This is a genomic window from Stenotrophomonas sp. HMSC10F07 (genome assembly GCF_001807895.1).
Classification (GTDB): Bacteria; Pseudomonadota; Gammaproteobacteria; order Xanthomonadales; family Xanthomonadaceae; genus Stenotrophomonas; species Stenotrophomonas sepilia.
The window spans coordinates 39745-51073 of sequence record NZ_KV791378.1; the positions used below are offsets into that span (position 1 = coordinate 39745).

At 67.4% G+C, this 11329-nt stretch carries 9 protein-coding genes; 2 read left to right on the top strand and 7 right to left on the bottom strand.

Annotated elements, in window-relative coordinates:
* Positions 1 to 12: 12 nt before the first annotated feature.
* Both coxB and HMPREF3114_RS10100 read right to left on the bottom strand, forming a co-directional pair.
* A complete protein-coding gene (gene coxB, locus HMPREF3114_RS10095) occupies positions 13 to 969 on the bottom strand; it encodes a cytochrome c oxidase subunit II (RefSeq protein WP_053498721.1) in 957 nt (318 codons plus the stop codon).
* Positions 970 to 980: 11 nt separating this feature from the next.
* Positions 981 to 1457, bottom strand: a complete 477-nt coding sequence (locus HMPREF3114_RS10100) for a DUF2244 domain-containing protein (protein WP_021202927.1) — start codon at positions 1455 to 1457, stop codon at positions 981 to 983.
* Positions 1458 to 1731: 274 nt separating this feature from the next.
* On the opposite strand from HMPREF3114_RS10100, the gene putA reads away from it, so the two are divergent.
* Complete coding sequence (putA, locus tag HMPREF3114_RS10105) at positions 1732 to 4950, top strand: bifunctional proline dehydrogenase/L-glutamate gamma-semialdehyde dehydrogenase PutA (RefSeq protein ID WP_053498723.1); 3219 nt, start codon at positions 1732 to 1734, stop codon at positions 4948 to 4950.
* Between the two features lie 118 nt (positions 4951 to 5068).
* Here putA and HMPREF3114_RS10110 read toward each other — a convergent pair whose 3' ends face one another.
* From HMPREF3114_RS10110 to HMPREF3114_RS10120, 3 genes are all read right to left on the bottom strand, one after another.
* Positions 5069 to 6142 (bottom strand): AAA family ATPase, encoded by a 1074-nt coding sequence (locus tag HMPREF3114_RS10110; protein ID WP_053498724.1) that lies wholly within the window; start codon positions 6140 to 6142, stop codon positions 5069 to 5071.
* Positions 6129 to 6728: a nicotinamide riboside transporter PnuC gene (gene pnuC / locus HMPREF3114_RS10115; protein WP_053498725.1), complete on the bottom strand. Its 600-nt coding sequence runs from the start codon at positions 6726 to 6728 to the stop codon at positions 6129 to 6131. Before pnuC ends, HMPREF3114_RS10110 begins: the two co-directional genes overlap by 14 nt.
* 134 nt (positions 6729 to 6862) lie before the next feature.
* Positions 6863 to 8290 carry an outer membrane protein transport protein gene (locus HMPREF3114_RS10120; protein ID WP_053498726.1) on the bottom strand — a complete coding sequence of 476 codons (1428 nt, stop codon included), beginning with the start codon at positions 8288 to 8290 and terminating at the stop codon, positions 6863 to 6865.
* Positions 8291 to 8517: 227 nt separating this feature from the next.
* Here HMPREF3114_RS10120 and HMPREF3114_RS10125 point away from each other — a divergent pair, with 227 nt between their 5' ends.
* Complete coding sequence (locus tag HMPREF3114_RS10125) at positions 8518 to 9210, top strand: rhomboid family intramembrane serine protease (RefSeq protein ID WP_053498727.1); 693 nt, start codon at positions 8518 to 8520, stop codon at positions 9208 to 9210.
* 60 nt (positions 9211 to 9270) lie between these two features.
* Here HMPREF3114_RS10125 and HMPREF3114_RS10130 read toward each other — a convergent pair whose 3' ends face one another.
* Complete coding sequence (locus HMPREF3114_RS10130) at positions 9271 to 10731, bottom strand: S41 family peptidase (RefSeq protein WP_053498728.1); 1461 nt, start codon at positions 10729 to 10731, stop codon at positions 9271 to 9273.
* 108 nt (positions 10732 to 10839) lie between these two features.
* The coding region (locus HMPREF3114_RS10135) for a murein hydrolase activator EnvC family protein (protein WP_147628981.1) at positions 10840 to 11329 on the bottom strand (490 nt) is incomplete at its 5' end.

Here is an 11329-nt window from a genome sequence, read left to right on the forward strand (position 1 = left end):
GCGGGCTTTACATCACGCGCCGCTGGCCGCAACCGCAGGTGCATTGCCGGCTTCGGCAGCAGCAGGTGCCGCCGGTGCTTCGCCCGCAGGGGCAGCCGGTTCTGCAGGTGCCGCAGGGGGGGCGGGCTCGGCCGGCGGTGCAGGCTTGCGCTGCGCCAGCCACTGCTTGAAGTCCTCCTTGGACACCGCCTCGACCACGATCGGCATGAAGCCGTGGTCCTTGCCGCACAGCTCGGCGCACTGGCCGCGATACACCCCGGGCTGCTCGATGCTGGTCCAGGCTTCATTGATGAAACCGGGGATCGCGTCCTGCTTCCAGCCCAGCGCAGGCACCCACCAGGCGTGGATCACATCATCGGAAGTGATGACGAAGCGGACCTTGGTATCGACCGGCAACACCAGCCGGTTGTCGACGTCCAGCAGGTAGTGCGGATGGCTTTCGCGGGTCGGCACGATGCCACTTTGCCGCACGCGGTCGGATTCGCGGTCCAGGCGGCTGGTGAAGGTGACGTTCTCCCCGAGGTATTCGTACTTCCACATCCACTGGTAGCCGGTGACCTTGACCGTCATCTCGGCATCGCGGGTGTCGTACATCTTGATCAGGTTGGCCGTGGCCGGCCACGCCATCACGATCAGGATGATCACCGGGATCACCGTCCAGATGATCTCGGCCTTGGTGTTATGGCTGAAGGTGGCGGCGACCGCGCCCTTGGATTTGCGGAACTTGAAGATGGCGTAGGCCATCGCGCCGAACACGATGACGCCGATCACCGTGCAGATGATCAACGAAAGGTTGTTCGATTCCCAGGCCAGGCGCGAGGTCTGGGTCACCCCCTTGCCCATGTTCAGCTGCCACGGCTTGGGATCGGCCGCCTGGGCCCAGGCCAACGCCGGCATCAGTCCCCCGGTCGCCAGCACTGCGGCAACCGCGTTCACGCACTTCGTGCCCCACCTGCTGCTTTGCTTCATTGCCTAGACCCTTAGCGTCGTCGGTTGCCGCCATCGCTGGCGGCGAGCAAGCTTTCAAGTGTCTCTGCGAGCGTCTGACGTTCGGCCGGCGCGAGGAAACTCCCCACCTCCACCTGCCGGCCGCTGGATGCCAGCCGGACCCTCTCATCGTCGGTGAGCAGGCGCACCCAATGCGGGTGGGCCCGGAACACCGGCGATCCACCGGGTACGGGAATGACCTCCACGTACGCCGGCACTACCCGGATCTCCTCCTGTCGTTCACCGCTGCGCCACAAGGCACGCAGCGCCGCCGCCAGCACCAGGCTGTACAGCAGCGCGAACAGGGGGGCGAATGCATTGCCGGCCCACCACCCGAGGGCGGACACCAGCCACATCGCACCCGACAACACGGTGAACAACAGGACGAACTGCCGGGCATCGAGCGCCCGTGGGGGACGCAGCCGCAGCTGCGTACCTGACCCATCCGGAGCTGGAAGCACCTCGATCATGTCGCAACCGCGTTCCTGCCGCGGGAAACGTCTCGATGGTAGCCCCGCCCTCTCGCCGGTAGCAAGGGTGCATTCACACTTTTTCCGATGCTGCAACACAGCATGCGGTCGGCGGCACGGATGACGAATTCAGCACAAACATCGCCGGGTTTGCTGAACACGCCGAATCCACCACCGTTAGCGGCTATCAGCCCTTCATGAAGGTGTCTGCGTGGCACTTCCGAAGGCCTCAAAAATGATTAAAATCGCCAAGTTTTCCACTGGCCGGACCGGCATGAACGCACCTTCCTCCTCCCCTGCCGCCCACGACGCCCCGCGTCCGGGCGCGCTGCTGTCGCCGGAACTGCCGGCGCCCCCCAACCCGTTCCGCCAGGCCATCACCGATGCCTGGTTGAAGGACGAGGCCAGCCACGTCCGCGAGCTGCTGGCGCAGGCGCGCCTGCCCGCCGAGGAACAGGCCAGGGTGCAGGCGCTGGCCGCCGACCTGGTCGGCCGCGTGCGCGTGCGTGCCAAGGACCAGGGCGCGATCGAAGCCTTCATGCGCCAGTACGACCTGGGCAGCGAGGAAGGCGTGCTGCTGATGTGCGTGGCCGAAGCGCTGCTGCGTATTCCGGACCAGGACACCGCCGACAAGCTGATCCGCGACAAGCTGGCCGATGCCGACTGGGAAAAGCACCTGGGCGGCAGCGACTCGGTGCTGGTCAATGCCTCCACCTGGGGCCTGATGCTGACCGGCAAGCTGGTGCAGATGAACGACGCCACGCGCGCCGATGCGCCCAGCGCATTCAAGCGCCTGGTCGGCCGCGTCGGTGAGCCGGTGGTGCGCCTGGCCGTGCGCCAGGCGATGAAGATCATGGGCCACCAGTTCGTCATGGGCCGCACCATCAGCGAAGCGCTGGCGCGCTCGCACAAGGGCGACAACGCCAGCTACCGCTACTCGTTCGACATGCTCGGCGAAGGCGCGCTGACCATGAAGGACGCGCTGCGCTACCTGGAAGACTACCGTCGTGCGATCCACGCCATCGGCGGCGATCACAAGGCCCGCGGTGGCCGTCCGGACGGCGACGTCAACAACGCGCCGGGCATCTCGATCAAGCTGTCGGCGCTGTACCCGCGCTACGAGCACGCCAAGCGCGAGCGCGTGCTGAAGGACCTGGTGCCGGGCGTGCTGGAACTGGCACAGCTGGCCAAGAGCTACGGCATCGGCTGCACCGTCGACGCCGAAGAGTCCGACCGCCTGGAACTGTCGCTGGACATCATCGAGCAGGTGTTCTCCGACGCCTCGCTGGCTGGCTGGGATGGCTTCGGCGTGGTCGTGCAGGCCTACCAGAAGCGCACGCCGTACACGATCGACCACCTGGCCGACATGGCACGCCGTGCCGGTCGCCGCCTGCAGGTGCGCCTGGTCAAGGGCGCCTACTGGGATGCCGAGATCAAGCGCGCGCAGATCGAAGGCTACCCGGGCTACCCGGTGTTCACCCGCAAGCAGAACACCGATGTGTCCTACCTGGCCTGCGCCAAGCGGCTGTTCACCCATGCGGACGCGATCTACCCGATGTTCGCCACGCACAACGCGCACACCATCGCGGCCGTGCGCAGCATCGCCAACGGCGGCGTGTACGAGCACCAGAAGCTGCACGGCATGGGCGACGACCTGTACGCCGAAGTGGTGCCGGCCGATCGCTTGAACCTGCCCTGTCGCGTGTACGCCCCGGTCGGTTCGCACGAAGACCTGCTGCCGTACCTGGTGCGCCGCCTGCTGGAAAACGGTGCCAACTCCAGCTTCGTCAACCGCATCACCGACGAACGCGTGCCGATCGCCGACCTGATCCGCGATCCGGTCGAGATGGTCGCCTCGTTCGAATCGATTCCGCATCCCAAGATCCCGCTGCCGGTTGACCTGCTGCGCAGCCAGAACCACGACAGGAAGAACTCCATGGGCGCCAACCTCGCCAACGACAACGAACTGCGCGCCCTGGCCGAGCAGCTCAACGCCGCCGTGAAGCCGTGGCAGGCCTCGCCGCTGGTACCGGGTGCCAACCCGGCCGGCGCCGCGCTGCCGGTGACCAACCCGGCCGACACCCGCGAAGTGGTCGGCCAGTGGCTGGCCGCCGATGCCGCCACCGTGCAGAAGGCCCTGGCCAACGCCGTGGCCGCACAACCGGCCTGGGACCGCACCCCGGCCGCCAGCCGCGCCGCCATCCTCGAACACGCCGCTGACCAGCTGGAAGCGCGCATGCCGGAGTTCATGGCGCTGTGCGTGAAGGAAGCCGGCAAGAGCCTGCCCGACAGCATCGCCGAAGTGCGCGAAGCCGTGGATTTCCTGCGCTACTACGCCAAGCAGGCGCGCGAGCAGTTCAGCCACGCCGAGAAGCTGCCCAGCCCGACCGGTGAATCCAACGAGCTGCAGCTGCACGGCCGCGGCGTGTTCGTCTGCATCAGCCCGTGGAACTTCCCGCTGGCGATCTTCCTGGGCCAGGTCGCCGCCGCACTGGCCGCCGGCAACAGCGTCATCGCCAAGCCGGCCGAGCAGACCAACCTGATCGGCTACTACGCGGTGAAGCTGCTGCACGATGCCGGCGTGCCGGCCGAGGTGGTGCAGTTCCTGCCGGGCGACGGCGCCACCGTGGGTGCAGCGCTGACCGCCGACCCGCGCGTGGCCGGCGTGGCCTTCACCGGCTCCACCGAGACCGCCCGTGCGATCAACCGTGCGATGGCCGCGCGTGACGCCGCCATCGGCGTGCTGATCGCCGAGACCGGTGGCCAGAACGCCTTCATCGCCGACTCCTCGGCACTGCCGGAACAGCTGGTCAAGGACGCGATCGGTTCGGCCTTCACCTCCGCCGGCCAGCGTTGCTCGGCCGCGCGCGTGCTGTTCGTGCAGGACGACATCGCCGACAAGGTGATGACCATGCTGGCCGGCGCGATGAAGGAACTGAAGGTCGGCAACCCGGGCCTGCTGTCTACCGACGTCGGCCCGGTGATCGACGCCGACGCGCTGAAGATCCTGCAGGAACACGCCGAACGCATGGACCGCGAAGCGCGCCTGATCGCCGCCGCCGAGCTGTCCGCTGAAGCCGCCAACGGCACCTTCTTCGCACCGCGCGCGTATGAACTGAAGGACCTGGGCCAGCTGCACAAGGAAGTCTTCGGTCCGGTCCTGCACGTGATCCGCTGGAAGGGCGACCAGCTCGACGCGGTGATCGACCAGATCAACGCCACTGGCTACGGCCTGACCCTGGGCGTGCATTCGCGCATCGACGAAACCGTTGACCGCATCAGCAACGGCGTCCACGTCGGCAATGTGTACGTCAACCGCAACCAGATCGGTGCAGTGGTCGGCGTGCAGCCGTTCGGTGGCCAGGGCCTGTCCGGCACCGGCCCGAAGGCCGGCGGCCCGCACTACCTGCTGCGCTTTGCCACCGAAAAGACGGTGACGGTGAACACCACCGCCGCCGGCGGCAACGCCTCGCTGCTGACCCTGGGCGACTGATCGTCAGCCTCATGCAGTGAACGAAAAACCCCGCGAAAGCGGGGTTTCTTGTGCTTTGCTTCCTGTAGAGCCGAGCCCACGCTCGGCTTTCCTGGCGCAGCCGAGCATGGGCTCGGCGCTACAGAGGCAGGGCGACACTGAACCGGTTGTCCGCACGCTTAGCCAGCTCGCGCTGTACGCGCGCGATGCGCGTCTCCAGATCGCCTTCCAGCAGCACATGGTCGACGCCCCGCGCCTGCAGCTCGCGCACGTACCACGCATGCTGCTGCGCACGGAATGCTTCCCCCACCCGTGTGCCGTCCTGGTCGAACGGAATATCCGGCGCGCACAGGAACAGCAGGTCATATGGCCGCAATGCAGCCTGCCGCAGTGCCTCCGGCGCCGTACCAGACATCCAGCCGCTGTAGCCCAGCGTCACCAGCGGCGTGCTATCGCAGAACAGCCAGCGATGTGCCCGCCGCGCAACCTCTTCTTCATGCTGCGGCTGGGTCATTGCGATACGAAGCAGATCGTCCGGCATCAGGTCGCCGCCCTGCTGCTCCCAGAGCGTGCGGCCATACTCCGGCACCCAGGTGGTCTGCAGGCGCTCGGCCATCACCCGCGCCAGCGTGGTCTTGCCACTGGACTCGCCACCAATGAAGGCCACGCGCTGCACGTATCCGGCGTACACCTCCGGTGCGAGACCATGGCGGTGCGCGTGCGGATCGGCGCGCAGCTGGGTGCCGCACGCCTGCCCGGCGTCCAATGCGCGTTCGAGCCGCTCATGGCGTACCGGCGCACCGAAGTGCGTGGCCAGCGCCTGCGCGAAGCCGTCACCGTAGTCCTCGCCGGTGAATACCGCCTGCACCGGGCCACCGAACAGGTGCTGGCACAGCCAGGCGGTGAACATGCGCTGCACTTGCTCGCTGTTGCTGTCGTGCGGCAACACGTGTGGCGGCACGCCATGTTCGGTACACAGGGCCGCCAGCCGCGCATCATCCAGCACCGCCACCGTTGCCCGGGGGAAGCGCGCACGCAACCAGCGTTCGCGGCGAGCAGCGCTGTAGCCGGCAAAGCCTGGCTGTGACCAGCCGATCACCAGCAGCTGCGTGCAGCGCGTGGCGGCGAAGTCGATCAGGCGTTCGTGACCGAGATGCAGCGGGCAGAACTTGCCCACCACCAGGCCGCGCTCGACACGCTCAGGCAGCGGCATCGGCCGCCCTGGCCTCGTCCCGCATCAGGTGCCGCCAATGGCGCAGTGCCACCAGCGCGTTGATCCAGAAGCCCACGTACAGGATCGAGGTCAGATGCAGGCCACGGCTGTAGTACAGCGGCACCGCCACGGTGTTCACCAGCAGCCACACCCACCACGATTCCAGCTTGCGCCGCATCATCAGGATCTGCGCGATCACGCTCAGCACCAGCACCGCCGAATCGATGTAAGGCGCATAGGCGTTGGTCAGACGGGTCAACATCCAGCCGTAGCCGAACGTGGCCACCAGCGCCAGCGGCGCCAGCCAGGCCCAGGCGCGCGGCCGCAGCGCAGTGATCGGCAGCGGCGCGCCATGGTCGCCACGCAGCCACTGCCACCAGCCCAGCACGCTGATGGTGATGAAGAAGAACTGCAGCACCATGTCTGCATACAGGTGCGAGCGCTCGAACACTGCAGCAAACAATGCGCAGCCGACGATGCCCAGCCACCAAGTGTGCACGTTGTTGCGGCCGGCCAGCAGGATCGAGCCGGCGACGGCGATGTTGGCGGCCAGCTCCAGCTGGAAGCTCGGGTCGGACAGGTTCATCGCACCATTGTCGCGTAGATCCGCGCCCTGCGTCGTCGGACCAGCAGATCCATGCCATGCGTGGATACCCTCCGCAAAAAGAAAGCCCCGCTTGCGCGGGGCTCTCCTCGTACTGCTTCAGGCAATCGCCCGAATCAGAACTTGTACTGCATCGACGCCGCCAGCACGTCGCCGCTCACCTTGTACTTGCCGGTCACGGTGTTGGCAGTGGCCGAGGTCGAGGTGATGTTCGGATCCTTGGTGAACAGGTGGGTGTAACCCACGCTGTATTCCATCTTGTCCGAAGCGGCGTAGGTCAGGCCCAGCGACAGCCACTTGCGGGTGGTGTCCGGCACGCGCACGTCACGGTGGGCGTCGGTGGTCGGGGTCTGGTCGTAGGCCAGGCCGCCACGCAGGGTCAGCTTGTCGTTCACGCGGAAATCGGTACCGATCGACGCGAAGGTGGTGTCGCGGTAGTGGAACGGCAGCACGCTGTCCGGCTGGTTGGAGTCATAGTCGACGGTGACCTGGTCGAACTTGCTCCACGCCGTGCGCGTGACCTCGGCCATGATCTGCCACTGGTCGTTCACGCGGTGGGTGAAGCCCACGGTGGCGCTGGCCGGCAGGGTGATGGTGGCGCGGCCGTTGCTGTCGATGAAGGTACCCGGGGCAGCAGTGGCCAGGAAGGCGGCAGCGTTCTGCGGGATGGTGAAGTCGGCCTTGCCATCGGTGATCTTGTGCTCGACCTTCGAGCGGTAGCTGAAGGCGATGTTGGTGCCTTCCACCGGGGTGACCGTCATGCCCAGGGTGTAGCCGACCGACACTTCGTCGCCCTTGATGCGCAGGTAGCCATCGGCGGTGCCCGGCGAGAAGCCGAGCTGGGCGGCCTGGCGTGCAGCGGCCTGCGAGGCCGCCGCCGCCTGGGCCGCAGTGCCGCCGGCAGCCAGCACACGCGCCGCAGCGGTGCGCTGGGCCGTGGCGTTGATCGCGGTGCCGGTATCGACAGCGCTGGTCAGGTCGACGTTCAGGCGCTCAGCGAACACCGAAGCACCGAACGACAGGTACGGGTTGACGTCATAGGAGAACGCCACGCCCAGGTCGATGGCCTGCAGCTCGGTCTTGACGCCGTTGTAGCGGCCGACCCAGTCGCGGTCGTATTCGGTCTTGAAGCCGAACGGCACGGTCAGCGAAGCACCGAAGTGCATGTTGTCGTTCTCGCCGAACGGCACGTGGAAGTACGCGGCCGGAACCGGGGCGATCATGCCGGCGTCGCCGCCGTTGCCACCGGAAATCGGCGCGCCGTTGCCGTACTTGCCCTGGCCGCGGAACTTGGCGCCGAAGCTGATGGCACTGACGTCGCCCTGGACCAGGGTGCCGTCGAGCAGGCGCATGGAGGCCGGGTTGGTGGCGATGACCGAGGCGTCACCTTCGGTCGAGGTGGAGCCGGCGAACGCGCGGCCCAGGCCCTTGGCGCTGTTTTCCTTCAGCTGGAAGGCGGCAGCATTGGCATCGGCGGCGGCCAGCGCACCGGCAACGCCGACGGCCAGCAGGGTCAGTCGGGCAATGGTGGAAGCGGTTTGCATCGTAGTTCTCTCTCTCCGGTAAGCGGTGATGGTGCTCTGAGTGCGCCTGCGCCCGCCGGGTCCTGGGACCCATCGGAGCGCGCCGGATTCCCCTCCCGACATACGACGCCGTATGCGAGTATTACCCAGAGCTGTTAATGAAACAATAACAGCGCAGGCGGTTTTTTCGTCTCAAAAGCTGAACAGGACCGTCCCCACCGAAAGTGGCCGCACGCTAGGCTATTGGCATGTTCGTCTCGCTCCCGTCCCGCAAGAAGGCGGCCCTGCGCTGGGCCACGCCCGTGCTGTTCGCGTCATTGTGGCTGGCATTCCTGTGGTCGATCTCGCGTCCGGACGATGCCCGCGGCAGCCTCTGGCTGGACTGGGGCGCGCTGTCCACAGGTCTGACCCACCCGCTGGACTGGTGGGCGACCCTGCAGGACGGCAGCGTGCTGCGGCTGTTCACCGCCCTGTTCCTGCACGCGGACTGGTCGCACCTGCTGGGCAACCTGGTGTTCCTGTTGATCTTCGGCCTGCCCGCCGAGCGGGTGCTGGGGCCGTGGCGGCTGCTGCTGCTGTTCCTGGTCGGCGGCGCAGTGTCGAACCTGGTGGCGATCTACACCATGGGCAGCCCGGACCAGATCATCATCGGCGCCAGTGGCGCGGTGTCGGCCCTGATCGGTGCGTATCTGGCCCTGTTCCCGGGCGCGCGACTGGGCGTGGTGATCCCGCTCGGCCTGTTCCTGGAGTTCGTGCGCGCCCCGGCCTACCTGCTGATCGGCGTCTGGGCGGCGCTGCAAGTGGTGTTCGCCCACATCGGCCCAAGCTTCGGCATGGTGGCCTGGTGGGCGCACATCGGTGGCTTCGTGTTCGGCGTCGTGTACGGGGTCTACGTGCGGGCTGCGATCGCGCGCCGCCTGCGCAAGCGCCACGGCTTCTGATCCAGGTAGTGCCGGCCGCTGGCCGGCTCCACGCTCACCCGCTCGTTCGTAGACCAGGAATCAAGGCTTGGCCGGGACCGGTGCGGGCTTGGCTTCGGGCGTGCTGTCTGCCTTCGGTTCGACCTTCGGCTCCGGCTTGGCTTCGGGCTTCACCGCAGCGGCCTTCGCGGCGTTGGCGGCATCCGCCTTCGCGGCCTCGGCCTTCAACCGTGCGGCCACCGAACCGGGGTTCTTCAGCTCGGCCAGCGCGTCGTTGATCGGGCCGTCGCCCGGCAGCACCGCACCGGCGTGGTAGCCCTCGGTGCCTTCGTCGTCGCCGCGCAGATGGCCTGGCAGGGTGGCTTCGCTGTAATCGCTCAGGCTGGCCGGCAGGGCATCCTCCGCCGGGGTGGCGGCGGGCTTCAACTCCACATCCGGCACGATGCCGGTGGCCTGGATCGACTTGCCGCTGGGCGTGTAGTAGCGCGCGGTGGTCAGCTTCACCGAATCGCCGTTGTCCAGCGGCAGCACGGTCTGCACCGAGCCCTTGCCGAAGGTGCGGCTGCCCACCACGCGGGCGCGCTTGTTGTCGCGCAGCGCGCCGGCCAGCACTTCCGAGGCGCTGGCCGAACCGGCATCGGCCAGCACCACCACCGGTGCGCCCTTCAGCAGGTCGCCCGGGGTCGCGTCGAATCGGGCATCGCTGATGCTGATGCGGCCACGGGTGCTGACGATGTTGCCCTTGTCGAGCAGATCGTCGGCGACCTGCACGGCGGCCGTCAGCAGGCCACCCGGGTTGCTGCGCAGATCCAGCACCAGGCCCTTGAGCTGGCCACCGGACTGCTTCTGCAGCTGCTGCACATGCTTCTGGAAATCCGAGCCGGTATCGGCCTGGAAGGTGCTCAGGCGGATATAGCCATAGCCCGGCTCGAGCAGGCGGCTGCGCACGCTGGTCACGCGGATGGTCTGGCGGGTCAGGCTGACATCGAACGGCTTCGGCTTGCCATCACGCACGATGGTCAGCACCACCTTGCTGCCGGCCGGGCCACGCAGCGGTTCGCTGGCATCGATCGCGCTGATCGGCTTGCCGTCGATGGCGATGATCAAATCGCCGGCAAGGATGCCGGCCTTGGCTGCCGGCGTGTCGTCGATCGGCGCGATCACCTTCATGCTGGCATTGTCCGGCTGCTGCTGCAGCTCCACGCCGATGCCCTCGTAGGCACCGTTGGCCTGCTCGTCGAAGGCCTGCGCGTCTTCCTTGTTGAAGTAGGTGCTGTGCGGATCAAGGTCGAGCAGCAGGCCACGCACGGCTGACTGCATCAGCTTCTTGTCATCGACCGGGTCGACATAGGCGGCGCGCACCGCGTTGTACACGGCCACGAAACGGCGGATTTCCTCCAGCGGCACCTTCGAGGTCACCGCCTCCTCGCTGTTCGCTGCCTGCCCGCTGGTCTCCGGGCTGGGGGCGGGCGCGGTCTGCTGCGCCCAGGACAGCGCTGGCAACAGGGCCAGCAAGAGGGTGGCGGTACGGGCTGCGCGCATGGATCACTCCTGTCGACGGTGGCATGGTGCCCAAGGCACATGCACCGATTATGCGCGAAGCACAGCTAAATTCCCGTTGAATCCGGCCCGCATCCGGCGGGCCAGGATTCAGCGCCGCTGCAGCCAGCTGTCCGGGTTGACCGGCTGCCCGCCACGGCGCAGCTCGAAGTACAGCGCGGTGACGCCCTGGCCGCCGGAATTGCCGACCTTGGCCACCGCATCGCCGCGGCTGACCCGCGCGCCAGCATCCTTCAGCAGGGTGTCGTTATGCGCGTAAAGGCTCATGTAGCCGTTGCCGTGGTCGACGATCAGGATCATGCCGTAGCCGGTCATCCAGTCGGAGAACACCACGGTGCCATCGGCCACGGCCGTGACCGTGCTGCCGGCTGGCGCGCCGATCAGCACACCGCTGCTGGTGCGCCCATCGGGCAGCTTGCCGCCATAGCGGGCCAGCAGGTTGCCGGACAACGGCCACCCCAGGCCGCCGACCTTCGGCGCCGGTGCCGACGCCACCGCAGGTGGAACCTTGGTGGGCGGCGGTGGACGGCCCTGCGCGGCGGCCTGGCGTGCGGCGCGCTCGGCAGCGGCTTTCTCGGCG

Bases quoted from the DNA above. Each gene is read 5' to 3' on its own strand.
- HMPREF3114_RS10100 (WP_021202927.1), bottom strand. From the start codon at position 1,457: ATGATCGAGGTGCTTCCAGCTCCGGATGGGTCAGGTACGCAGCTGCGG.
- HMPREF3114_RS10125 (WP_053498727.1), top strand. From the start codon at position 8,518: ATGTTCGTCTCGCTCCCGTCCCGCAAGAAGGCGGCCCTGCGCTGGGCC.
- HMPREF3114_RS10120 (WP_053498726.1), bottom strand. From the start codon at position 8,290: ATGCAAACCGCTTCCACCATTGCCCGACTGACCCTGCTGGCCGTCGGC.
- HMPREF3114_RS10110 (WP_053498724.1), bottom strand. From the start codon at position 6,142: ATGCCGCTGCCTGAGCGTGTCGAGCGCGGCCTGGTGGTGGGCAAGTTC.
- putA (WP_053498723.1), top strand. From the start codon at position 1,732: ATGAACGCACCTTCCTCCTCCCCTGCCGCCCACGACGCCCCGCGTCCG.
- HMPREF3114_RS10130 (WP_053498728.1), bottom strand. From the start codon at position 10,731: ATGCGCGCAGCCCGTACCGCCACCCTCTTGCTGGCCCTGTTGCCAGCG.
- pnuC (WP_053498725.1), bottom strand. From the start codon at position 6,728: ATGAACCTGTCCGACCCGAGCTTCCAGCTGGAGCTGGCCGCCAACATC.
- coxB (WP_053498721.1), bottom strand. From the start codon at position 969: ATGAAGCAAAGCAGCAGGTGGGGCACGAAGTGCGTGAACGCGGTTGCC.